Annotated in this window: 23 protein-coding genes; 19 read left to right on the forward strand and 4 right to left on the reverse strand. The window is 66.1% G+C overall.

Annotated features, from left to right (window positions below; genetic code table 11):
• The first annotated feature begins 225 nt into the window (after nucleotides 1–225).
• The 8 genes from DWU99_RS01185 (at nucleotide 226) to DWU99_RS01220 (ending at nucleotide 6609) form a co-directional block, all read left to right on the forward strand.
• Nucleotides 226–903 (forward strand): ankyrin repeat domain-containing protein, encoded by a 678-nt coding sequence (locus DWU99_RS01185; protein WP_115476172.1) that lies wholly within the window; start codon nucleotides 226–228, stop codon nucleotides 901–903.
• Between the two features lie 114 nt (nucleotides 904–1017).
• Nucleotides 1018–1230, forward strand: a complete 213-nt coding sequence (locus DWU99_RS01190; protein ID WP_115476173.1) for a hypothetical protein — start codon at nucleotides 1018–1020, stop codon at nucleotides 1228–1230.
• Nucleotides 1211–1948 (forward strand): nucleotidyl transferase AbiEii/AbiGii toxin family protein, encoded by a 738-nt coding sequence (locus DWU99_RS01195; protein ID WP_147292866.1) that lies wholly within the window; start codon nucleotides 1211–1213, stop codon nucleotides 1946–1948. The genes DWU99_RS01190 and DWU99_RS01195 overlap by 20 nt, the downstream gene beginning before the upstream one ends.
• Before the next feature lie 208 nt (nucleotides 1949–2156).
• A complete protein-coding gene (locus DWU99_RS01200; protein ID WP_115476175.1) occupies nucleotides 2157–2537 on the forward strand; it encodes a hypothetical protein in 381 nt (126 codons plus the stop codon).
• The gene (locus tag DWU99_RS01205; protein ID WP_147292867.1) at nucleotides 2534–3334 is read left to right on the forward strand and encodes a hypothetical protein; all 801 of its coding nucleotides are present in this window, start codon (nucleotides 2534–2536) and stop codon (nucleotides 3332–3334) included. The genes DWU99_RS01200 and DWU99_RS01205 overlap by 4 nt, the downstream gene beginning before the upstream one ends.
• 255 nt (nucleotides 3335–3589) lie before the next feature.
• Nucleotides 3590–4396 carry a hypothetical protein gene (locus DWU99_RS01210; RefSeq protein ID WP_115476177.1) on the forward strand — a complete coding sequence of 269 codons (807 nt, stop codon included), beginning with the start codon at nucleotides 3590–3592 and terminating at the stop codon, nucleotides 4394–4396.
• A gap of 762 nt (nucleotides 4397–5158) precedes the next feature.
• The gene (locus tag DWU99_RS01215) at nucleotides 5159–5806 is read left to right on the forward strand and encodes a sigma-70 region 4 domain-containing protein (RefSeq protein WP_115476178.1); all 648 of its coding nucleotides are present in this window, start codon (nucleotides 5159–5161) and stop codon (nucleotides 5804–5806) included.
• Nucleotides 5803–6609: a hypothetical protein gene (locus DWU99_RS01220; protein ID WP_115476179.1), complete on the forward strand. Its 807-nt coding sequence runs from the start codon at nucleotides 5803–5805 to the stop codon at nucleotides 6607–6609. The genes DWU99_RS01215 and DWU99_RS01220 overlap by 4 nt, the downstream gene beginning before the upstream one ends.
• Nucleotides 6610–7460: 851 nt before the next feature.
• On the opposite strand, the gene DWU99_RS01225 is transcribed toward DWU99_RS01220, so the two are convergent.
• Entirely contained in the window at nucleotides 7461–8033 is a 573-nt protein-coding gene (locus DWU99_RS01225; RefSeq protein WP_158543242.1) for a type 4 pilus major pilin, read from the reverse strand.
• A gap of 643 nt (nucleotides 8034–8676) precedes the next feature.
• Entirely contained in the window at nucleotides 8677–9678 is a 1002-nt protein-coding gene (locus DWU99_RS01230) for a hypothetical protein (protein ID WP_115476181.1), read from the reverse strand.
• A gap of 550 nt (nucleotides 9679–10228) precedes the next feature.
• Here DWU99_RS01230 and DWU99_RS01235 point away from each other — a divergent pair.
• Nucleotides 10229–10915: a hypothetical protein gene (locus tag DWU99_RS01235; protein WP_115476182.1), complete on the forward strand. Its 687-nt coding sequence runs from the start codon at nucleotides 10229–10231 to the stop codon at nucleotides 10913–10915.
• Between the two features lie 46 nt (nucleotides 10916–10961).
• The gene (locus DWU99_RS01240) at nucleotides 10962–11633 is read left to right on the forward strand and encodes a glycine zipper domain-containing protein (protein ID WP_115476183.1); all 672 of its coding nucleotides are present in this window, start codon (nucleotides 10962–10964) and stop codon (nucleotides 11631–11633) included.
• A 116-nt stretch (nucleotides 11634–11749) separates the two neighbouring features.
• Here the strand turns inward: DWU99_RS01240 and DWU99_RS01245 are convergent, their stop codons facing one another.
• Nucleotides 11750–13582, reverse strand: coding sequence for a type IV secretion system DNA-binding domain-containing protein (locus DWU99_RS01245; protein ID WP_115476184.1), 1833 nt, complete (start codon nucleotides 13580–13582; stop codon nucleotides 11750–11752).
• Nucleotides 13575–13745: a hypothetical protein gene (locus DWU99_RS20940; RefSeq protein WP_158543199.1), complete on the reverse strand. Its 171-nt coding sequence runs from the start codon at nucleotides 13743–13745 to the stop codon at nucleotides 13575–13577. The genes DWU99_RS01245 and DWU99_RS20940 overlap by 8 nt, the downstream gene beginning before the upstream one ends.
• A 601-nt stretch (nucleotides 13746–14346) precedes the next feature.
• On the opposite strand from DWU99_RS20940, the gene DWU99_RS01250 reads away from it, so the two are divergent.
• From DWU99_RS01250 to DWU99_RS01290, 9 genes are all read left to right on the forward strand, one after another.
• On the forward strand, nucleotides 14347–14565 hold the full coding sequence (locus DWU99_RS01250) for a hypothetical protein (protein WP_115476185.1): 219 nt from the start codon (nucleotides 14347–14349) through the stop codon (nucleotides 14563–14565).
• 3 nt (nucleotides 14566–14568) lie between these two features.
• Nucleotides 14569–15228 carry a murein L,D-transpeptidase catalytic domain-containing protein gene (locus DWU99_RS01255; protein WP_115476186.1) on the forward strand — a complete coding sequence of 220 codons (660 nt, stop codon included), beginning with the start codon at nucleotides 14569–14571 and terminating at the stop codon, nucleotides 15226–15228.
• An 86-nt stretch (nucleotides 15229–15314) separates the two neighbouring features.
• Complete coding sequence (locus tag DWU99_RS01260) at nucleotides 15315–15953, forward strand: ankyrin repeat domain-containing protein (RefSeq protein ID WP_147292868.1); 639 nt, start codon at nucleotides 15315–15317, stop codon at nucleotides 15951–15953.
• A gap of 137 nt (nucleotides 15954–16090) precedes the next feature.
• On the forward strand, nucleotides 16091–17212 hold the full coding sequence (locus DWU99_RS01265) for a hypothetical protein (RefSeq protein ID WP_115476188.1): 1122 nt from the start codon (nucleotides 16091–16093) through the stop codon (nucleotides 17210–17212).
• A 92-nt stretch (nucleotides 17213–17304) separates the two neighbouring features.
• Nucleotides 17305–18408, forward strand: coding sequence for a hypothetical protein (locus DWU99_RS01270; protein WP_115476189.1), 1104 nt, complete (start codon nucleotides 17305–17307; stop codon nucleotides 18406–18408).
• Between the two features lie 12 nt (nucleotides 18409–18420).
• A complete protein-coding gene (locus DWU99_RS01275) occupies nucleotides 18421–21402 on the forward strand; it encodes a type IV secretory system conjugative DNA transfer family protein (protein ID WP_115476190.1) in 2982 nt (993 codons plus the stop codon).
• Nucleotides 21399–21674: a hypothetical protein gene (locus DWU99_RS01280; protein ID WP_115476191.1), complete on the forward strand. Its 276-nt coding sequence runs from the start codon at nucleotides 21399–21401 to the stop codon at nucleotides 21672–21674. The genes DWU99_RS01275 and DWU99_RS01280 overlap by 4 nt, the downstream gene beginning before the upstream one ends.
• Nucleotides 21675–21690: 16 nt before the next feature.
• Nucleotides 21691–23757, forward strand: a complete 2067-nt coding sequence (locus DWU99_RS01285) for an OmpH family outer membrane protein (RefSeq protein WP_115476192.1) — start codon at nucleotides 21691–21693, stop codon at nucleotides 23755–23757.
• Nucleotides 23758–23831: 74 nt separating this feature from the next.
• Entirely contained in the window at nucleotides 23832–24599 is a 768-nt protein-coding gene (locus DWU99_RS01290) for an ankyrin repeat domain-containing protein (RefSeq protein ID WP_115476193.1), read from the forward strand.

Raw genomic sequence — 24599 nt, forward strand, 5'->3', positions numbered from 1 at the left:
CGGCGGCGACCCGATAGGGTGCGCCAGCACATCCGGCGCGCCGGCGGATGTGACCCGCTGCTAGGATGGCCCCACACCCAGGGCCGTCCGCGATCGATGCGCACCACCATCATCCTTTCCTCGCTTCTCTCCGCCTGGGCCGATCGGGCGCGCACGGCGCCCGATCGGCCCAGGCGGAATTGACGTGGGACGGCTCGCCGACCACACAACAGCGGAGACGAACACATGAGTGAGCAAACCCTTCGCACCGAACTGGAGGACGTCGCGACCCTCGACGATATCGACGTCGCCGCTTGGGCCGAGCGGCACGAGGTCGACCCGCAGGCGGTGGAACGGGTGCGCCGCCACCAGGCCGAGGCGCGCCGCACATGCGGCTGGGCCCTGGAGAAAGATGCGCGCCGGCGTCTCAGCGCTGGGGCCGACGTGAACGCAGCGGATGCGCAGGGAAACACGCCGCTGATGGAAGCGGTGCGGTGGGAGGGCGTGGAGAGCGTGCGATTGCTGATCGACTCGGGCGCCAATGTCCATGCGCACGACACCCAGGGAGCCACGGCGATAATCGAAGCGGTTGCCGGCGGCCAGCACGGGCACGTCGACATCGTTCGGATTCTCATCGACGCCGGCGCCGACGTCCACGTGCGGAACAACAGGGGGCACGATGCGCTGATGATGCTCGTCAAACATGCCCGCCGGTGGGATGAGGACGATTGCGCGGCGGTGGTGCGGACGCTGATCGACGCCGGCGCGGATGGCACGGCGCAGGACCATGAGGGGACCAGCGCCCTGCAAGCCGCCAAAGATGCCGGCCACAACGCCATCGTCGCGGAGATCGAGCGCGGGGTCCTGGCGGCGGCCGCAACTTCCGAAACGCCCGGGTCGGCGCCGAAGCGCCGCACGATGTAAGTCCCTGAAGGAGGGTCGGGCAGAAACCAGGGGACCCTGAGGTTGTGAACCACCACCCACCCGGTCCCCAGCGCCCGTCGTGGACTGTTGGCCCCGGGCGGGTAAGATGACCCCATGCTCCCCAAAACCATCCCGATCAAGCGCTACCCCGAACTGCGCCTGGCCGCCCGGCATCTCCCTGAGACCGCCCGGGTCACGCCGGCGGAGGCGCTGGGCCTGTACGAACGGGACGCGCGCCGCCTGGACCGGCAGCACATGAGCGCTGAGGAGCGGACGCTGCTCAACGATCTGATCAGGGAAATTGGTCGTGGCGTCTTTAACGGTTAACCGGCCGCACCACCAGCGGATCATGCAGGCGCTTTCCGCCTTCGATCCGGCGGCGCTGACGGCGTGCTCGTGCTACTTCGGTGGCGGCACCGCGATCGCCCTCCTGGTGGGCGAACACCGCGAATCGGTGGACATCGATTTTTTGTGCACCACCCAGCAGGGCATGCGCGCGCTGCGGCAAACGGTGACCAGCAACAGCCTCGGCGCCCTTGTGAAGCCCGGCGCCCACCTCACACTCCATCGGGAAGTGATCTTCGACCGGTACGGCGTGCGCACCGTCGTTAACGTCAACGGCACCCCGATCAAACTGGAACTGGTCTACGAAAACCGCGTCGCCGTGACCGGTGGCCCGGTCGCATCGCTCCCCGTTCCCGTGCTTCACCGCACCGATCTCTACACCGAGAAACTCCTGGCCAACTCCGATCGGGGATCCGACGGGGCGATCCTCTATCGGGACATGATCGATCTGGCGGCCATGATCGCCACCTGGGGACCCATTCCTGAAGCGGCGTGGATCAAGGCCCGCGGGGCGTACGGCCCGCACATCGATCTGGCCTACACCACGGTGCTCGACACGCTGCGCACGCATCCCGCCAAGTGGGAGGAGGCGTGCCAAAAAATGCACATCGACGCCCATTGGCGCGCGAAACTGGCCCAAACCCTTGGGATTCCCGGTCCCGAGCAGCGGCGCCGTCCGAACCACGATCTGTCGCTGTAAGCCCGCTGCCCCACACGCGGCTCGTCGGGCACAATGAGGGCATCACACCAGGCGGGGAATCAGCATGAGCACACGGACGAGCCGGGCGGTTGGTGCCGCCCTGGCGTACGCGATCGCTGCATCGACGGCGGCCGCGGCCGCACCAGGAACGGGAGCAACAGGACCAGGAGACGCAGGCCGAACGAGTCCCCAAGAAACGACGGGTTGGGTGAAAACCTCCCAAGGTCCCGACGCCTCCGACGGCACACCTTCCGTCCACACCGAGTACGTCGTCCCCAACAGCATCACGGCGCTGCGCAACGGCGACCGCACCGCGTTCGTCAAAGTGACCTACGCGCCGGGCGTCGATCTGGGGCAGGGCGTGGTCACCACCGAGATTGCCCAGGTCACCGTGGGCTGCGCGGCAATGACGTGGGGCGATATCACCAAGATCTCCTTCGATTCGAACATGGTGCCGCTGCTGGCGACCACGGGCACCTACGACACCAGCAAGCCGATCTGGACGCTCAAAGGCATGGAGCCGTTGGACCCCAAGTCGATCACGTACGCGACAGCGAAGTACATCTGCGCGCATGGGGGCACACCGTGACGCGGCGGCCTGGGGATTTTTCCCTGGCGGATGTGCGCGCCCTGGCCGCGCGCACCGGGCATACGTGCGCCTACCTGGAGTGCGGAAAGATCACCAGCATCCGATCGTTGGACGACGACACGAAGGCCATCAGCATCGGAGTCGGGGCGCACGAGGTGGCGGCGGGCAAGAAGGGGCCGCGGCCGCAATCGGAACACCCCGACATCACCGAGGAGCAGATTCGCTGCGCGCGCACCAACGGGATTTGGCTGTGCGCCGACCACGCGATCATCGTCGACCGCAATCCGCGGTTCCACGACCGCGCCAAACTGCAGGAATGGCAGCGCCTGGCCGAAGAAACGGCGGCCCAAGGTGCCCGCTACGGGCGACTCAGGCCCATCACGGTCGGGCCCGATCAGGTGGCCGCCCGCGCGCGGATGTTCATCAACGCGATCCGGGATGTGTTGCCCCAACTCCCGTTCCGTATAGGCGCCACCATGGACAGCCACCAGGTGCAGCAGATGCGCGGGGCCCTGGTCATGCTGGCCGGCTTCGGTCCGCTTCACCCGATGTTCGGGATCGAGGCCGGGTTGGTGGCCTCGCAGAACCAGGCGATCGACGACTTGCGCGCGTTTGTGGCCTTTTTCGAGGACCGCACCCTCTTCGTTCCCGACGGCAACGGAATCCTCCAGGTAGTGGACAACAAACCGGGCACCCGCATTGAGGCCGAGCAGCGGCAGGTCGCGCTGTGGGGGCACATCCACACCATCGGGCGGCGCTGGGTCCAAGGCGAGGCGTACTACGGGCCGAGCGTTTAGGGCCGACGGACGGGGTTGCGTGGGACCGCTGGGGCACATCCGGGCCCCAGCGCCAAAGCCAGAACCCAAAGCGGGTGTTGGGAAGGCGCAAACTGGTCGCCCGCGCCCCAATCCACCCCATCACACCGAGCGGTCGGCGCTTCCGTCTGAGCGCTGAATGCCACGCCCGTGTTCCGCTGGAGCACACCGGGGCCCCCTGGAACCTCACACGGCCCCTGGGGCACAATCCCCTCACACCACAGTGCGAGGTTCCACATGGCCGTTTCCCGCAAAACCGTCGCCGCGGTCAACCGCCTGCGGCGCAAAGGCACCAAAGCCACGGCAATCGCCAAGACGCTGGACATCCCGGTGCGGCAGGCCAGCGCCGTCCTGAAGGCCGAGGCAAAACGCGAGGAGGTCCTGGCCTACCTGAAAGAGGACCAGCGGCGCATCAACGCCCGCGCTAAGAACGTCACATCCGCCGAACCGCCGCTCGGTCCCAACGAGATCGCCCGCCTGTGTGAGATCACCCACCAACGCGTCGCCCAGATCCGGGAAACGGCCGTGGCGAACGGAGCGGTGCTCCAGAACCAGTGGGACCGTGTGGACGAACGCCGCAAGGAAGTGGTGCGGATGCACAAGGCGGGCACGACCACCAACGAGATTGCCGAGCACTTCGGAATCCGGCGGCGGGTGGTCAACCGGGACCTGAAGTTCATGGGCTATTCTCGCACCCAGGAGGAGATCATGGCCGAGCGGGATTCCCGCCTGGAGCAGATCCCAAAATTCTTGAAGCGGGGCGAAACCGTCGAGTGGATCGCCAACGAGTTTGGCGTTTACGCCCAGGCCATCACGAACGACATCGCGCTGATCCCCGAACTGCACGCGGCGCGCAAGGCCAAGCGGGACGCCATTCACGAGCGCCGCAAGAAGGTCCTCGCTCTGCGCAAAGAGGGCAAGACGGTCGCCCAAGTCATGAAGACGTTGAAGGCCAGCCGCGCCCAGGTGGAGGGGGACATCACCTGGTCCAACAAGCAGAAGGCGGCGCGTGCCGCCGCTCGAGCGGCCAAGAAAGCGGGCTGAGCGCACGGCGCCCCAGGACACCCGTGAGGGGACGGGGAGGGCTCCACAATTTGGGGGGATCGCTTTTTCGATCCCCCCAAGTATCCCCCCAAGTGGCCTCGGGATCCCCCCGAATCGGCCCGATTCGGGGGGATAAAATGGCGTTTGGTGTAACTTTTTGGGGGGCTGGAGTCCCCAATACCCCCCCCTAAAACGGGCAAAAGTTACAGATAATGCGTCGATACATGTGTTTGCGGTTGCGGGGCCAAAGTTACCGATATTTCGCTCCGATCCCCCCCAATTGGGGGGGGTCGCGTTATCTATATGGAGGATGGTATCCCCCATAGTTGCTATACATTTTTTCGGCGACGTTTCCCGAACTTCCTTTCTTTTCTCTCTGAATCCTTCCCTGAAATCATCATTTAGGGGGGATAGGGAGGATAAAAGGCAATTATTTTTAATTGGTGAGGGAGCGAGTTACATGAAGTGAACATTTGTTCACTTCATGTAACCAAGAACACCGCAGAACACCGTATAAAAAAAGTTGGAAACATCCTCCCGATATACAACAATCGCCCCGATTCTGGGGGCAGGCAGGCCCCAAGACGCTTCCACAACCCACCCCGCGTCCCCACATCGAACGCCCAGCGCGCCGCAACGTCGTTGCGTCGTAACGAACCGGAGGTTCGGCGCGCCGTGCCCACCAGGGACCGCGGCAGCGGACTCGACACCGCCGGGAACCCCGGTAGTGTGGAGCGACACCACCCGCGCGGAGTTCTCCCCATGGCCGACCCCCATGCCCTCGCAGCCCGCCTCTCGCGCGGACGCCGTCTGCGCGAACGCGGCATGGACGCCATCACCATCGGTCGGTGTCTCGGCGTGAGCGCCGCCCAGGTGCGCCGGGACCTGCGTGACCAGGGGGTGCCGACCAGCCGGCAAAGCGATCCCCAGGTCGCTAAGCGCCGGGAGAAGGAGATCACCCTCTTAGGGGACGGTTACACATACGAGGAGATCGCCGGCCTGCTGCGCGTGCCGGTGACCACCGTCAAGGCGGACATCCGGCGCTACCGGCAGGCTCAGCCGGGCGCGGTGCCTCTGCGCCGCTCCACCGTGGTGCGGCCGAAGCCCCCGCGGCCCACACCCGAGGCCAAGAGCCCCGAAGTCCCCACCGGTCCCGATCCCGTGCTTCCCGATCCTGCGTTGTGGTCGCGGTGGACGGATCTGAGTGACGCCTGGCGCGAACTTCGGCCGGGGCAACTGACAATGCAAGCGGGCTTGGAGTCGCTGCTGCAGGACCTGCGCGTTACCACCGATCCCGACGCGCTGGAGGATCTCGGGCAGCACCTGGCCGAGACGATCACGAACGATACGACATGGGACGAAGACATCCGCTGGTCGCTGATCAACACGATCCACCGGGCCCTCTCATGAGCGCGCTCGCCGACCGCATTGTGGTCCTCGGACGCGAGGGCCTGCACATCGCCGCCATCGCCCAACGTCTCGGGTGCACGCGCGGGTGGGTGGGCGAGGTGCTCTTGTTGAACGGGATCGCCGCACGACCTCGGCCCGATCGCTTCACCGGTCGTGTGCTCGCGGCGCACGGGGACGGCCTGCACATTGCGGCGATCGCGCGGACCGTGGGATGCAGCCACCAGTGGGTCAGCCACATCCTGCACACGCACACCCTGGATCCGCACCCGCGGCCCGAGGTGCAACAGGCCCGCGCCCGGCGCGCCGTCATCCGATCGGCGCTGGCGTCGGCGGACCTCAGCGTGCGCGACCTAGCGGTGCTCACCGACGTGCCCTTGCGACGTGTCCGCAAGGACCTCCTCCTCCTGGGGCTGAACGCGCGGCCGGCGGGAAAACCGAAACACCCCAAGCGCGACGCGGCCGATCAACGGCGGGAACGCATCGCGGGCGACCTGCGAATCGATCCCACCATTCCCTCGATCGTGCTCGCGCAGCGCTACAGGGTGAGCCTCCAGCAGATCCGTGTCGATCGCCAACGCCTCACCGGATCCAGCGGACCCGAGGCCCAGCGACGCGCGAGCGCGCACGAACGCCGCTCCGTCATCCGATCGGCGCTGGCATCGGCCCATCTCACGGTGCGCGACCTCGCCGCGCTCACGAACAGCAGTCCACGTGCCATCCGCAACGATCTGCGCCGGCTGAACCTCACGGTGCGTTCCGCACCAGGCGCGATGGGCGCCCCCAACACCAACCCCACGACGTGACGATCGCGCGGCTTTAAGCGGCCCGCGCAACGACGCATCCCCAGCCGCATCCGCCATCGGGCGGAGCCGAGGTGTGCGGGCTTCTCCTTCCCGTCCGAAGCGCGCCGCAGGCGCGCGGGGTTTTGGAGGCGGCACCGACCTAAGCCGAATCAGCCTGTGGCGCATCAGGCCACCGAGGGCGCGAGCGCAGCGAGCGCCCGACGGTCGCCAGGTCATCGCGCAACATCTCTGACGTCGTGCATCGAGGGAACCACAACACCACACAGGGACCCCACCGCATGCGATGCGCGCCAGTGCACAGTTTGGAATCGCCAAACCACCAATCGCGCGCATTTGTCATCGGTACTGATGACAAACACCACCGATTGCCTAAATTGAATGTGCGCCGGCGATCGGACGCATGGTCCCCACCATGCATCGCCCAGCCCTCAAGGAACCGCACTCATGAACACCGCCACCGACATCATCCTGAACCCGTTGGACAACCTGGGCAAAATCGCCGTCTTCGTGTTCATCGTCGCGCCGATCGCCGCCGCTTTCCTCGCGCTGATCTAACAACCCCATCGCGCCGCACAGCCCCAGGGACACTGAGGCTCACAAGGAACCGCCATCATGATCGCCACCATCGTCGCCGCCGCTCTGATCTTCACCGTGATCAAGCACCACTTGGACCACTGGGCGCTGTACGCCTGACCCGTCCTCCGGAACGGCGGATCAACGAACCGCAACCGCCTTCGGCGCGGCCCAACGCTCCACACACAACCCCCGCGGCGCCCTGTTAGGGGATCCGCGGGGGTTTTTAGTTGTGCAAATAATCCGACACGGCACTGCTCCGTGTCGGATCGGCTGCATCAGTTGCTGGTGAGCGTGAGCGTCACGCCGCCGGCCGATGCCTGCGCGCTGGACCCACAGGCGGTGGCCACAGCGGAGGGGTCGTACTGCGTGGTGGTCGCGCTGATCGTGTCCTGCACCACCGTCGTGCCCACCGCGACGCGGCCCCAGTTCGCGATCAGGTCGGGGAGCAACTTCTGACAGACGTCGTAGGGGACGGCCGCGTAGGTGACCGTGAAGTAGGTCGCCGGCGTGGTGGCCGAGGTCGCACCGGCCGCCGTGGACGGACCCACCGTCACCGCGCCGCCCCACTCGTTGGAGACGGACGTCGGTGCGGTCGGGCTGTTCCACATGGCCTGCGGCCACATGTTGGCGCCGGCGGTGACCGCGGTCGTGGCCTTCGAGTAATCGCCGGTGGTGAACAGGCCCTTCATCGACGCCTGGAAGGCGGAGAGGATGTCGGCCTCGTTCTGAGCGGCGCGGCCGGCCTGGACCCGCGGGTAGATGATGAACGCGGCCACGGCCAAAGCCGCGATGATGGCCAGAACGAGCAGCAGTTCGATCAGGGTGAAGCCGTGCTGTTGGGGACGCATGGGGGAAGGACTCCAAAGTCCTCCGCCGAGGGGTGAGCACCAACAACCGTGGCGATCGGGCGGGGCCCTCCCTCTTAACTCCGCGCTGTACGGCGTCCAGGTCGGGCGCGCGAATGGGCCCCCTTCCGATCTGGTGCTGCGAGGCCGGACACATTCGGCCCGAAGCCAGGCTGTGTCCATAGGGCCTCACCAGGAACCAACGGTCAGGGATGGCCGACAGGCGATCGACGGGCGCGGATCATCGCCGCGGTACCGCTCCCTAGGACCCAGATCGTAGACCCGAGCGGGCGCGGCCTTACGGCGTTGCCCTCACGTGCGGTCGCGGGCTTTGTCCCGCCGGCGCCACCGAAGGCGCCGCACGCGTTTGTCGTGCGCGGCGCGCCGCGCGACCAAGGCTTCGTTGGTGTCGGACCCGACGGGCGGGTAACGACCGGCTGTGGGGTGGCGGCTGAAGGCCAGGGCGAATCGGGAGGACATGGTCGGGCCCAACTGGGGTGGTGGTGACCCCATCAAAGCACAGAGGGACCGAACCGCAAGCGATGCACGTGCGCGACTGTGGAGCGGATCACCACCAAAGGGGCGACGACCGTCCGCCTCGAACAGACCAGCGCATCACACGCGCACGGGCTCACCCCACCGCCCATCACGGGCGGTCCGCATCCAACCCTGCCAGGGCGTTCGTGCGCCGCTGCACGCAGCGCATCCAGTCCTTCTGCAGCGCGTCGACGATCAAGGCAGGGGCGCCCTTGGACCGTGCCTCGGTCAGGCGCTGACGCGCCGCCTCGGCCTCCGCGCGCCACCGCTGCACGGCGGCTCGACGGTCGGCGGTCCGGTGGAGCCGCGCGCTGGGCTTATCGGACTCCGCACGCGGCGTCGACGGGTAGGGCGTGCCTCCCGGCTCTTGGCAGCGCCGAACGTGCGCGATGACCGACACCAGGTGCACCGGCCAGGCGTGGCGCCAGGTGGGGCAGTCGCGGGCCGATGGCGCCGCGTGTGGATCGATGGAAACAATCAAGCCGCCGGCCTCGATCAACGCCCACAACCCGTCCAGGGCCAACTCCGACGGCAGAAAGAAGGCGCGGGCCCGATCATTCGCCAGGTGCCTGATGGCGCCGTGCTCGGCCAAGAGACGGACGTGAGCGGCTCGGCCGGGGCCGTCCGGCGATCGCAGGGAATGGCCGATCCACACACCCTCGGGCGTTGAGTCGACCACCCACGGACACCGGGCGTGGGACGCCCGATCACGCAGGACCACCCGATAGGATTCCTGGGATCGCCCCCGACCGAGGCGCGTCAGGTGGTGCGGAATGTATTGCAACCACAGAGCCGCGCGCCTCTCCAGCAACGCGGCGGGCACCGGCCCATCGAGGTCCAATAGGTCGCGGTGGGCGCGTTTCTGTGCGCACGGAGAACAGAGGAGGGCGAAGTTATCGGCGAGATGGAGCGGACCACCCACCTCACCGGGGATCACCGGATCGGCGATGGGTCGGACCACCCGATCATCGAACGGGGCACCACAGAGGGCGCACCTGTTGCTTTGCGCTGCGGCCAGGTGGACTGCTTGCCACGGCGCACGGTCGGGGTTGCGCTGGTAAGCATCGCGTGTGGCGATCGCATCGAGCAGGGCGTCGTTCGGTTCGATCATGGCGGGGCGTCGTTCGGGGGTAACCCCAGTGAAGCAGAGCGAAGGGCTCTGACAAGAGGTGGAGCAGGGACGAGCCCAAGCGCAGAGGCGGACGGCGGCCGGCTGGTGAAGCGCCGGCGTTACGAGCACATACGCGGGAGAGCCTGGTGAAGCAAAAGCGAAAGGGCACGCATGTGGCCGGCGGGGAGTCGCCGGTTGTCGCGAGTCGCGGTGAAGCCGCGCGCGTTTCGCAAATCGTCGCGTTGGCCTCCGGGCGATGTCGCCTTTGCAGGGGTCGCGGCAAGCGGCATTTTTCGCCCCGGGGGCAATGGACAGGACGCACCGGAGGTGGCCTCACAATCGGAGTCGTCATGCCCTGATCCAAGCCCGGTGAAGCCCGACACGCCAACGGCGCGCCGGCGGAGCCGCCCACAAGCACCACGCGAACACCAGCGCACCACATCCGAGCCCAAGCGCCCCAAGGCTTCGCGGACGAATCCGCGCCCCATCTTGCCAGACCACGATTTCCTGCTTGACTGGGTTGTGCCTCCTCCCCACGGGCACACCCCACATGGCCGTCTCCACCACCCGCGTCGCCGTCGATCTGACCACGAGCGAGCACAGCGCGCTCGCACGGGCGGCCCGGCGTGCCGGGGTCAGCCAACGCCAATACCTGGGCCACGCGTTGCGCGTCCAACTCGGAATCGAAACGGTCGCCAGCGCCCAAGACACCCTGCGGGACGCCACCGATCGCATGGAGCGCAGCCATGTCGACGCCGTGGCGGATCTGGACGCCCGCTTCGCCACCCAGGACGCCGCGATCCGCACCCTGCTCGACACGCACACCCAAACACTGACCACACGCCTCGGCAACGCCCTGCAGAGGGCCCTCGACGATCGCACCACCGACGAGAGCGACGCCATCGCCCAAGCGATCGCCGAGTCGCTCAAGGACCGGTGGTCCACACCAGGGCCCAAGAGCGGAGACCACGGCGCGGAGATGCGGGATGCCCTCGGCGCCATCGATGCGGTCGTCGAACGGGTGAACACCAGCGCCAACAACCAAAGCGCGACTCAGGCCGAAGCGATCCTCGCTCTCCAGGCCGCGGAGGGAAAGTTCATAGAGGAAATCGCCGCCCTTCAAGCGATCACCGATCACTACAAAAAACTGTATCGGCTCATGGTGGCCGCCTCCCCACAACTCGCCGCTTCGGCAACACCGCCGCCAGGAGGCAAGTCCGCACACAAGCAGCGATAACCCTCCCACCCCCGTTCCACATCCCAATCCCATCAGGAGTATCCCCATGTTCCGCAACACCCTGTTCGCCATCGCCCTCTCCTCCGCCCTTGTCCTCTCCGGCTGCGCCAGCATGCCCGGCATGGGACCGAGCCCGTCCTCGTCGTCCACCACCTCCCAGCCTTCGCAAGGTAAGGACGTGGCCACCGGTGCCGTCGCTGGTGCCGGCATTGGCTGCGCCGCCGGTGCGGTGATCGGTGCGCTCTTCCATCACAACGCCGGCACGCTGTGCGCGGCCGGTGCCGTCGCCGGTGGTGTTTCGGGTGCGGTGATCGGCGAGGAGGTCTACAAGAAGCAACTGGCTCAGTACCAGGCCCTGCAGGCGCAGGCCCAGGCCGCCGGCTTGAAGGCCCAACTGGAAACCAAGCAGGTCACAGCGTCCGACACCAAGCAGCCCACCGCTGCGGTGAGCCGCCTCGTGATCAACTACGACCCGGCCGACATGCAACGCGTGGGCCCGAAGACCCGGGCGACCTTCGACAAACTGGCGGAGATCCTGAAGCAGGCGAAGGAAAAGCAGACCGTTGAGTTCGACGGCACAAACCTCCACACCTGCGAAGTCCCGATGGATCAACTGGCGCAGCGTCACGCGCTCGACAACGCTAATGTGGTCGACCACTGCGGGAGCACGACCTACGCTCCCTACGCGATCGTGGTGTCGCCGAATCCGATCCACTGAGCCGGGACTGCAACAGTCCCCAACGGTACGGCCCCCTGGAATGGGGGCTTTGCCGTTTTGAGAGATCGTGCATCGCCCGGTGGGCCACACCCGGACCCGACCGCCCAATGGTGGACTCAGTCGGACAGCGCCGGTTCGTCAAAAGCGGGGAGGGCCGATCCCAGGGCGCGCAGACGGTCGAGCACCTCCAAGACGGCCACCGCCTGTTCCTGTTCCAGCGGCACGACATCCTCGTCGGGATCCGAGCGCGGAGGAGGCAGCATCAGAACGCCGGGAACCTGCTCCTCGCGTTTCTTGGGGTAACTCACCACCGGCCAGTCGAGCATGAGGAGGTCGCCACCTTGGTCCAGGATGGCCGTGACCGCCGCACCGTCCGGCGTCTTCTTGAATCCGAGTTTGTTGGTCAGATCGTACGTCCGCAGGATGTTGTCGCTCTCTTCAAACGCTTGGTCGGGCCGAAGCGCGGCCACGCGGTTGCGTCCGGCGTGCTCGGCCACCTTGTCGCGCGTGCTCCCGGCGCCCATGCGCCCGTAAATGGTTGTGGCCGAAACCGTCATGACGGTATCGGCTTCCTCGCGCGAGTAGGTGCGCGCCAACAACTCCGGCGACTGGGTCGCGGCGCAGACCACCACCCCCTTCGATCGGCCCAAAGTCCAGAGGCGCAGGTCCAGCCGGCCGCACGTCGTGACTTCATCCAGGAAAAATCCGAGGAACCGTCCTCCCTCGTTGTCGGGGAGGGCGCCGGAGCAGATCGCCGATGCGGCGATGTTCACCATCGCACCAATGTACGCGGCCGTCAGGGACGGGGACCCGCCGCCTTGCACGATCACTTGCCGACGCCCTGTGTAGTCGTCGCGGATCCACCGACGGATGGAGAACGTGCGGGATCGGCCGTTGCGTTCGGCTTGCTCGGGTGGCCATGCCTTCGCTAGGTCGTCCACGGCGCGGGATGCAATGGCGACCGTCGCCATCAGATCGTTCGCCGACTTCGCTTGCGGATCGTTCAAAACGACCGACGCCATGGGGTGGTACGTCTTGAGCACTTCCAACTTGGCCTCGGCCGACAGTTGCAACGCGTCGCGCAGTTCCTGCCAGCGCCAGGACGTGCCCTTCGTCACCTGCAGCATGCGCACCAACGCGCTGATGATCATCTGCCCGCCGTTCGTGAAAAACGGGTTGCTCTCCCCAGGGCGGGGCGGGAGGAGTTGCTCGGCCAAAATGTCCGCATCGGCGCTGGACACGCAATCCTCCCCGATCAGCCAGACGTAGGACCTGGCATCGTAGGGCGAGATGATCACCGGCTCCAGGTACCGCGACGTCAGATCCCCCTTCACGTCATAAATGAAGCACTTCAACCCACCGAACCCAGGGCGCGCCGCTGCATCGCCGCCGGGCAGGCCCACGCCGCGGATGATCTGATCCAGCCACCCGCCCATGATCACGGTCTTGCCGGCGCCGACCCCGCCGAGCACAAGAACATGCTGACCCCAGCGGCGCTTGGCCATCGTGTACTCAGGATGGATTTGCAGAGCGAAGGGCTCCGCCGGATCGCTGGATCGCGCCCGTGCTGTCGCCAGTGCCTCGGCCCCCTCCAACAACCGGGTGCCCGACACGTGCACGCGGTTCGAACGCGGCCGGGCCGCCACCCGACCGGCCAACGCCCCGGCCACCACACTGGGCGCCAGGACCAAGCCATCGCACAGCACGCCCCAGCCCTCGCGCAGCCGCGCCCAGGCATCGGCGTCGCCCAGCGCGGACCAACCGCCCAGCAGAAGATCCGTCCCGATTGGAACGCCGGCGTAGCCCATCGGAACCGCCACCACAGCACCAACCACCACGGCCGCGCCTAATGCAGCGATCAGCACCTCGTCCCACCGGCGGATCTGGGCGCTGGGCGGGACGTGCTTTCCGATTCCGCCGAAGGCGTTGTAGACGCGCGGATCAGCCATGATGAGAACACACCAGGGCGAGCCGATTGGACGGACACCACTTGTACGTGCCGGCCGGCGCACGCAGCGGACCGAGCAGGAGGAGGCTAATCACGCCCCACGCCAGGACATCGCACACAAGGCTCCAGTTGAGCGGGTGGTCCTTCGTCGGAAACAACGTCACGGCACCGACTCCATGGGGTGGGCATCCAGTGAACCAAACGCACGGGACCTGGCAAGGGACGGAGCCACAACAGCACACACGACTCCCACCGCAAGCGATGTGCGCTGTCTCACGCCTTGGGCGTCCACACCCACCCATTTGTCATCAGTAGTGATGACAAAACCAGGCGGTCCCCTAGGGTGAATGTGAGCCTATCCATCGCCGCACGCCCATGATCTCCTTACGCGCCACACCTCCCGCCACGGTCTCCATCTCGGGGATACGTTTGCGTGCGGACGAACGGCGTGGACTCACGGGGTTGGCGCGCACGCATTCTCTATCCATCTCTGCAGCCGTGCGGCAAATCCTTCAACAGTTCCTCGTGGCTGTTCCCGGACCGATACCCCCGGTGCCGCGGGACGGCCTGCTCTCAGAGCGCATTGCACGAGTCAATGTCCCGCCCGATCTCTGGACCGAACTCTCGAAACGCCGAGCGCCCAACGAGGTATCCGCAAGTGCCGCGGTGCGCCAAGCCGTCCGATGGGCGCTCAATCAGCCCCCACCGCACACCCGGGCCGAACCGCCCTTGAACCAACCGGAGCATTAAAGAAGGAGTCCGACCATGCTCATCACACCCAACCCCACGAAGAACCTCGGCCGCAAACTGATCGTCTACATGATCGGTCTGCTGGTCCTGAGCCCCTGGATCACCAGCCTGCAGCGCGTGCCCGACGTCTACGCCACTACCAGCCAGAGCATCCAGGACATCGCGGCCTGGGCGCAAAGCCTCCCTCCGAGTCCCGTGCCCAATGTGGCCGATCGGATCTTGCAGGGGAACTGAGCCATGGTCGTCCTGCCCATTCTCACCCACGCGGCCCCCGACCTGCCGGCGCAAGTGGCGCAGCACGCGGCGATCGCGTATGCCTGTGAAGGCGCCGACAGTCGCCTGCTGATGGTCGCCGACATGTCCCAGCGCAACACCCGTCCGCGATTCTGGGCGTTCGACGTGCGCAACCCCGCTCAGCCCCGACTCCTTATTGAATCGCGTATTGAACACGGGGCTGGATCCGATCCCGGCAGGAGCGGCTACGCCACCCGCTTCAGCAACGCCGACGGGTCGGGTGAGACATCGCTCGGCCTCTACCGCCTCACCGACCCGTACGAGTCGCCGACGCACGGCCGCTCGTACCACCTGCGCGGGCTCACCCCAGGTTGGAACACCAACGCCGAGGCGCGGGACGTAGAGTTTCATCCCAGCCACTTCGTCGACACCGACCGCGTCGACTGGTCCCTCGGGTGCTTGGCCACGCCCACGCGTGTGATCCCAGCGCTGGAGAAAGCGGTGCACAGTCTGTCCGGCGCGATCGTCTGGGTCGACGGACCACGAGCGGTGCCGCTGCCGTGCCACACAACATGGACCGAACCGACCTGGCCGGACGCGACCAGCGCTTGGCCTGCGTACACCTTGTGGGGGAGCGACAAGACAACGGCCTGCACGGTATGACCGGCCGGCGGCCGATGACGTGGGAGCGCGTGCTCCGGGGCGATCCCTCCCCGGAAGCACTGCACCGGGCAGCCCACACATGGGGCGTGATTGACGCCTCCAACCCCTTGCACATCGCCGCCCGCATCCCACGGACCACGCCGCGCATCATCCGCGTGCTGCTGGATCTCGAATGCGATCCATTGGCGTGGGACGACAACGGTGAGAGCGCCGCCGCTGCTCTGTGCGCCAGCGACCGATGGGACCTCTACCACGCGCTTCATCTGCCCGTGGACATCGTCCTCGACGATCGCGACCACACCGCGCTCCATCACGCGGCCGCGCTGCGCAACGCTGGGGCGATCGCCGATCTCGTACGACGTAAGGCCAATCCGTTGGCTCTGGCCGCCGGCGGGTGGATGCCCCTCCACGACGCCCTGGACAGCAACTGCCTCGGGCCCAATATCGACTGGCTGACCCCTTTGCTGCCGAGCGCGTCTAAGGTCATCGGCCACCGGGGTCTTACGGCACTGCATTTCGCGGCGAGCAATCTCAGCGAACCCGCCACGGTGCTTGCCATTGTGGACCGCTTGCTGGAGGCGGGCTGCGATCCGATGGCCACCGACGATCGAGGGCTCCGCCCAGCGGCCCGGGCGGGGCACGGTGCGGTTGCCGCCCGCCTGGACCGCGCCGTTCTCGAAGCCGCGGCGGGACCGACCTTTCCACGGCAGCGTCGGCGCATGTAAGGCACCACGAAAGCACACAGGTCCCCAACCGCAAGCAATGCGCGCCAGTGCACAGAATCACCGATCCGGCGCGTTCGTCCCATCGACACCTCGTCCCCCGTTCGTAGGGTGAAACGACCACTCCAGGGCCACCCACCATGACCTCCCACGACGACGACATCGCGGCCATGCTCGCCGAGATCGAAGGCCGAACACCTTCGAGCCCAAGCAAACCGCCCAACACCAAGCCGAGTACAACGTCCACGTCGGTGGATTTTTCGCCCATGGGCAAAGACGAAGCCAAACGGGCCGCCGACGCGTTGAAGCGCGAGGCCGCGGTCCAGGCGGCCGCTGCGCTCGAAGCGCTGGGGAAGGGTGCGGCCACCCTCAAGGACAAAGTGGGGGCGCTGGGATCCTTGATCCCGAAGAACGTGGTGGCGCCCGCCGCCGCTGCAACGCGACCGGTAGAACCAACCGTCGAACCGACCGATCCCGAGACGGCGGCGATCGTTCCGACGGAACCGGTGCCCCAGCAGGTGGAGGCCGCCGAGGAGAGTGGACACCAAGCAGAGGACGCGCCTGCTGAAGCGCACGACGCCCATGTTGAATGTGTAAGCACGACGAACCACCAGGAGGCAGCGCCTCAGGTGGTGGATTCGGCGCTCGCGCCCGAGTCCGCCGATCGCGCCGACATGGACCTACTGTTGCGCGGCATCGACGACGAATCCCCCCATGTCGCACCGCTCCAATCAACCGCACCAAATCGAGGCAACAGCGCCCGCGTCCTTGTGATCGGCGGCGTGGTTGCGGTGCTGTGCGCAACAGGCGGGTGGTGGGCTCTTCGGTCCCATGCCCCAGCGACGCCACCGGCCGTTGCGGCCAAGGCGCCCGCGGTGGCGGCGTCATCTCCAGCGCCAACCAAGCCCGCGATGGTCCCGGCTCCGGCCGTGCAACCCGCGCCGCCGGCAAGCACCCCGCCAGCCGCAGCCCCAGTCCCCAACCCGCAACCAACGGTTCCCACTTCGCCAAATGAGGCCGGCCCCGTGGTGACCGCCAGCCCGGCACTTCCTAAGCCGAGCGCGCCGTCACCGGTCGTTTCCAACACACCGACTCCGGCCCCCGCGGTCGATTCGCCGAAGCCGCAGGCCGCTGTCGCTCCATCCGAAGCCCCCGTTCACCGTGGAACCACACAGGGGCCTAAGGCCAAGCCAGTGGCGAAATCTGAATGGCAGGACAAAGCCGACGCGGCCATGGACGCCTACCTCAAGAACCAACACTGAGCCCACTTGCCAATGGGTCCGTTTCTGCTTTCTTGGATGGACCCCCACCGATCGGCTTCCCCACCGACGGCCCCAAGCACGAGACCGCCCCCATGCCGCTCATGACCGCCATCCGCCTTGGGATCACCGTGATCCAAGCCCCCGTGAACTATGTTCGCGGGCGGTACTTCCCGATGTACGACCGGCCGCGCAAGTTGCTGGCCACTCATGTCTCCCAACTGCTCGGCACGCTCTTCCTTCAAACACCGATCTACACCGAAGAAGACGAAGCGCGCGAGCGGCAGAAACCTCTCGCCGAGCGCTCGTTGGTGGGAGTAGGTCCCGTGCGCGGCTACATGAAGGACGAGTTCTTCTACGCCAAGGCCAACCGCACCATCCTGACCGATCAAGTGCATTTCCGGCAGAAACTGCTGTTGGCCGAGTACAGCAACCGCGCGATGAAGACCATCGCTTGGCGGTGCTTTGTCTTCGGGACCTTGTTTTGTGCCGCTGTGGTCGTTGCGGCGAACACGGTGGCCTGGTCCATCTGCAAATCCGTTTCCATCGAGCACAAGGTCTCCAACGGCGTGGCCGGCTTGGTGCACGACTCGAATGCACCGACGGTGCACTCCGACGACAACACCGACCAGGTGATGGCGCCCGATCTGGCCCAAGCGTTCAAGGATGCGCTGGCGAGCGGCGTGACGCTGACCGCGGACCAGCAGCACACGATTGTCGACGACCTGACGTCCTGTCCGGTGGTGATGGCCGACATCGTCACCAACGGCAATCTCGTCCGCACCAGTCTGGCTCAAGCCAAGATCAAGCACGAAGATTTCCTGCCCGTGGCGCTCGCCATGAAGATTCCGGTCTGCCGCAGCAACGGCTACTACGACACCACCGCGCTCATGCGCGCCATGATGCCTCTGCGCCAACAAGTCTCCCCCGCGACCTGGCTGATGTTGAACAAAGGCGCGGTCAACACCCCTGAGGTCGACAACTTCAGCGCCGACGAGCGGGCGCGCCTCACCGGTAACTTTGACACCTGCGCCGCCGACATCGTCCGCATTCCCAGTCTGAGCAACCACAGCGTACAGAGCCTGTCGTTGCACGACGCCACCTTCCTGGTGCGCCGCTACCAAGCCTGCGGTGAACACGGCCAATCCCCTGTCATTCCCGCCGCGACATCGGCCAGTCCGCAGTCGTTCATCCAGTAAGGAACCCACCTCATGCCGTCCCTTGTGAAGCGCCTCGCCTCCGGCGTGTCCCGAATCATCCAGGACCACGACGACATCCGTCAGTCGATGGAAGCCTTCGACCGCATGTACGGCGGCAACACCGACCCCAACGGGCTCTCACCCAACGCGGTGAACGGTGCGCTGGGCAAAGTCGTGGGACCGGACGCCGAAAAGATCGTGTCGTTCTACGGCGCGGTGCAATCCGACGGTGGTTGGGTGTTGCCTGAAGACAAGCGCACGCCCGATGTGATCAAGAAACTGCGGCCGTTCTGGGTCAAGGTCCCCGACGATTTGACGGGCATTCACGGCGGCATGCCGCGCCTCACCGCCGACGGCAAGCCTGTGGAAAGTGTCAGCCTGGCCGAGGAATGGGGCCCGGGCAGCGATCCCATCACCGTTCCTCTGATTTACACGCTCATCCCCATGATCGCGGCGGTGTGGGTGGCCATCGTCACGCTCACAAACGCCTTGGCGGGAATCCTGCCGGCCGCTGTGCTGTCGTGGGGCGCCATCGGCGTCACCACGGTGCTGGCCCTCGCGCTTGCAACGTTGTTCCTCACGATCGAAGAAATGACCAACAGCGTGTGGACGGGCCTGAAAGCCATCCTGATCGGCGCCGCGCTTCCGCTCATGCTCAATAGGGCAATGCCCGCGTGGCTCTCCGGCGTGCTGGATGCACCCTTGCGCTGGTTCCATGAGATTCCCATGGAACTGATCGCGATCGGGGCCGTCATCGTGCTTCTGGGCGGCTTTATTTTTTCCGGTGTGGTCACCTTCTTCAAGGGCGGTGGCCTCAAGCACACCCTGCGCGAACGCTTGCTCGCCCTGTTTTGGTTCGGCTCCTACATCTCGGCGCTCGTCTACATCGATGTCGCGCTCCCGTCGGTGGCCAAAGGGATCTTCGTCTTCGTGCCGGGGTGCCTGATGGCGGTGCGCAACCTGGACGCCTGGTGGCGGTACCGCGCCCAGATGCTGTTGCTGCAGTTCAGCATGTCCCAGAGCAACATGCAGATTCGGTCCTTCCAGCAAAGCGGCATGATTCAGTCCACACGGAACGGGCAAATCCTGAGAGCATCGCGCGACACCTCGCACGTGATCAAACTGGGAACGTGCACGGGCTCGTCGGCGCTGAAGGCCGCCACGCCGTTCACCCCCTCCGCGGGCGCGGACATGAGTGTGACCACCAAGGACTTGGGCGGGCACACCATCGTGTTCGGCATCAGCGGCAGTGGCAAAACCGCCTCGCTCGCACGGCCTGTCGCCTACGAATATTGGCGCTCCGGCGAGGGCGGCATGCTGATCATGTGCGGCAAAGGCCAACTGCCCAAGGACCTGCGTCCCATCATCGACATCATGATCGAGCCCGGCGCCGACTGGGCCATTATGGCCGGGCTGGACGCTGTCCAGGTGAGCGGCATCATGCGCACCTTCAAGGCCACGGGTAAGGCGGTCAAGGACAGCGACGAAAATGGCAAGGATTCACATTGGCGGGAAGGCGCCCAGAGTTTCACCACCAACTGCACGTACATCCTGGGCGCGCTCCACACCCACGAAATCGCCACACGTGCCTACGAACGCGAGCAGATCGCCAAGCGTCACATCGAAACGCTCATCCTCGAAATCGAGGGGATGGACGGCGCCGACGTGGACGAGGACTTGGCGAGCCGCGAGGATGAGGTGGCCAAGCGCCAAGCGGTTGTGGCCCAGGACCGCGAGTGGCGCTGGACGTACGGCCACCTGTACGACACGGTGCGGCAGGCCAACGCCGGGTTGAAGTCCGGCACATCGTTCACGGTCTCCAAGGAGGTCCTGCACTGGCGCGACTTCCTGGGCGTGAACGCCTCGGACCACCGCCGCGAGACCAATCCGGAAACGATTTACCACGACGTGTTGATCGAACGCTCCGGCTTGCTGATGGCGCTCGAGGCTGTCGAGGACTGGGTCGTCAACCAGCCCGAGGAGACCCGCAACTCCTTCTTCAGCAACATCCAGCAGGCGTTTACCCCGCTGATGCGCACCGGCACGGTGATGCACAACGCCGATGGGATTCCGTGGATCGCCCTGGAGCAGGGCACCTTGCGCACGGACGGGGTGTTCTACGGGAAAAACCTGGGTGTGGCCCTCAACGTGGAAAAACTGGGTGACCCGGCACGCATCATCACCCAGATCGTCCGCGGCATCGTCCACAACGAGATCAAGCGGCGCGACGACGAGTGGTCCAACGACCTTGTGAAGGCTGGACAGAAACCCGTGATGATCCTGATCGACGAATGCCATCTGATCGTCGGTTCGGAGGAAGCCAACCTGATCACCACCATTCGCTCCAAGGGCGGATCGTACTTCCTGCTCACCCAGGGCCTGGAAAACTTCCAGGGGCTCGCCGGCTTCGAGGAGAAAGAGGTGTTGGCGCTGCTCAGCCAATGCTCGAACGTGATCTCGTTCCAGACGTCCGAGTTCACCTACGCCTACCTTGAGGCCCGTTGCGGCAAAACCCTGGCGGCCAAGACGAAGATGTGGACCAACGGCAACCTGTCCTTCGACAACGCCTGGGCGCAGTTCAAGGGGTCGCCGCTGTTCGACGCCTCCAACCCCTTCGCGGCGTTCTACCAGAAGTTGCGCAACCACGGCTTTGGTCACGTGACCATCCGCCCGGCCTCCAAGGACGGCAAGTTGTCGGTGCACAAGGGCGGCCACCATCTGGTCGATCAGGACATGCTCGCCATGTACATGGAAAGCCTGAAGCACAAGCACGCGTCCGCTGAGATCGAGGAGGTGGAGATCGACCGTGTGTCCAAAGCGGATCTGCAGGCTCAGTTGCTGACGAAGGGCGAAGGCGATGCGTTTGTGTACCTGACCCGGGCCGGCGCGCCCCGTTATGACTTCTGCAAGTTGCAGCACATGACTCCGGCGCAACTGCGCGCGCGAATCGCCGAGCACAAGAGCCAAATCGAAACCGCCCAGGAGGCCGCATGAGCACCGCCGCTGACTACACCACCGCCCTGAACGCCGTCATCGCCAACGGCAACCTGGAACGGGATCCCGTTCGGAAGAAGGAGCACGCCGCCTGGAAGGAGGAGGAACTCCGACTGATCGGTCGCGCGGCGCGTCTCCGCAACGACATTGTGGCGAAGGCCCGCGCGATGTCGCCGGAGGAACGGAAGACGTTGGTCCAGGAGTTGTTGATCAAGCGCGGCTTGATCGGCCTCACCGCGGAAGGTCGTCCCCTCCCTTTGTTCAAAGCCTGATCGCGAGGACTCAGTCATGTGGAATCCCATCGCACTCATCCAAACCGGACTCCGCAAGCGCGCCGATCGGGAGGAATACGTCCATCGCGCGATGCTGCGGGACTCTCAGGAATCCGACAGCGGCTGGGAGCACCATCGGCGCTCGCGTCAGGAAATCCTGGCCGAGTACAATGCACAGGAGAAGGCCAACAGTGAGCGGCGTGCCAATCACGCCGACCACACGCGGGGCTCGGGGCACGACCGGCAGGAAGGGAGTCGATGGGCATCCGCCAACTACCACCACGCCTGGCACTCCGACGATGCCCTCCGGGTGCGCGAGGAACGCGCCAAGCAGTTGAACGAACAGCGAGAGGCGTGGCTTGCCGAGTTGAGTGCGCGCCAGACCATCGTTCAAGCCTACAAGGAGCGCACCGCCACCATGTCGCCGGAGGCGTTGGACGCCGAGCGGGCCCAGCGCCAAGCCGAGCGCAACCGCGCTGAAGCCCGGGAGTATCAACAGAAGTGGCAGCAAAGCGCCGCGTACGCGGACGCGATGCGTCAGATTCAGACCGACAACGAGCGCGCCCAGACGGTGCGGTCCGAACGCGCCGCCGCGCAGGCCAAGCAGGATCAGGAACGGGCCGCCATCATGCAACGCGCTTTCCACGGCACGCCCGAGCACCCCACCACTCCAGCGGAGGGGCGCACGAACCTTGACCGTGGCAGCGACAAGCCCGCCGAACAATGGGTGGACGGCGCCGCGACCGCATGGGTGGCCGCGCACGACGCGAAGGGCAACGACCTTGACTCGCGGTACAAATCCTCTAACGCCGCCACCTTCGGCGACTGGGCCCGGCAGCAGACATTCGCCGATCGCCCGTGGTTGGACGCCTACCAGAACGAACACCCCTTCCCAATGGCCAAGCAGGCCGATGCGGAGTCCCACAAGCCACCCGCCGATGCCGCCCAAAAATCGACCGCGGCCGATCGCATGACGGGAACTCTGGTCGACCACGGCCCGGCGCCGTACAAAAACGATCCCCAGAACAACGAATCGTACTTCGTGACGGTCCAGCCCGATGCCGGCAAACAAGCCACGCATTGGGGCAAGGACCTCAGTCGTGCGATGGCCGAGTCCCAAGTGCAGATCGGCGATCGCATCCATCTGGAACGGACCGGCCAGGACACGCCTGTTGCGGTCAAGGAGCAGGTGCGGGACGACCAGGGGCACGTGGTGGCCACCCAGGACACCACCGCTGTCCGCAAGGGCTGGAGCGTGACCAACCTCAGCGCGCCGATCCAGCACCAGGAGCCTACACCAGATGCGGCCGCTCCATCGGCCCACGTGGAGCCAATGGAGCACACTGGGGCCCAAGCGCCAACGCCCACGCGTGCGTCCCACCCGGAATCCGCCGCACGGATCGAGCGGGGGATGGACGACGCGTACGCTCTCCTGGACGCCCACGCCGCCCACCAGGGCGCCGCGCAGGAGCGCGTTGAACCGCCGGCCGACGTCCCAACCGCCCGTCCTCCGGTGGACCAGGATCCGTCCCTCGTCTTCGACGAGCCCGCTGTGCACGAGGGTTTGACCGAAGCCGACATCGACGCGTTGACCATCACCGACGAGGACGTGGACTGGGAGGGTTCCACCTCGCACGCATCCGATCGCGACCAAAACGATGTCGCCGTCGCGCCCGTGATCGCCGACAACCTTCGGGCCAAGCGGGACGAGGATGGCGGCACCGCCGGCCAGGGCGGCACCACCCAGGGCACGAACGACGTGTCCGATGCCAATCCGACGGCGATGACGCAGGACCAGGACACGAAGGCCGCCTACCAAAAAGCCGACGCACACCACGACGCTCAAACGGAGGCGACAGCCGCATCGTCCGAGGTGGCGCCGGTCGGCGCCGACCGGATCAAACAGCACCGTGCCGATCAGGCCACCGATTCGGGCGCGGACACCGCCAAGCCGCAAAAGACCTCGGTGCTTGCCGGCGAGAGCCGCGCCTACACCATCAGCAAGCCCGAGAAGGCGCCGCCGCCCACGCAGAGTCCGCCTTCCGAGGGGGCACCCACCGCGCGCCGCACGCGCACCCGGTGACTTGCCAATCAGGTCGCATGTGCTTGAATGGATCAACCACGGGCGCGGCGGCGTCCCCAACCGAAGGACACCCCATGCCGCGCCCCTACCAGCCCCCCTACGACATCCACCATTGGAACACGCCGAACTTCGAGCCGTTGTTTCACCGAGCGGCCGCCTCGAATCGCGTTACGCTGTTCGGCGTGACCTCGCCCGAGGAGATCGTGCGGCTCATTCGCGCGGGCGCTGATCCGAACGCGCGGGACGGGGAGGGACGCACGCCGATCTTCTACGCGCGCACCGTGGCCATCGCCAAGGCGCTCCTCGCCGGCGGCGCGTCCTTGGATGTACAAGATGCCCGCGGGAAGACTCCCATCTTCGTCACACCCGGTGGGCCGGATGTCATCGATTTCCTCTGTGATGGTGGGTGCGAGCCGGATGCGCAGGACGACCACGGCGACACCTTGGCCCACCTCACTGTGGACCCGAACGTGATCGCGACCCTGCTCGGCCAGGGCGCTGATTTCACATTGCGCAACGCCGCCGGGCAGGATCCGCTGGAAACACAGACCGCCCGCCGGGATGCGTTGGACGACAACAATGCCGATGACGATCCGCTCCCGGTCGGTGGTGGTGCCATCGACGACCAGCCGATCGCTCCTCCTGTTCGAATCGCCTCCGACGTGGGAGGCGGGGCCGCCTCGAATCAGCGCAACCAAAAGCCGCAGAGCCAGGGAGGCGCGGGCGGCGGACAGAATGGCAAACAGCGGGAGCGCGATGACGCCGCGCGCATTGTGGAGATGATTTCGGAGATCGTCGACACCATCGGCGCGATCATGCAATGTGTCGTGGCGATGATCTGA

This window comes from Dyella psychrodurans, assembly GCF_003363265.1.
Taxonomy (GTDB): Bacteria; Pseudomonadota; Gammaproteobacteria; order Xanthomonadales; family Rhodanobacteraceae; genus Dyella_B; species Dyella_B psychrodurans.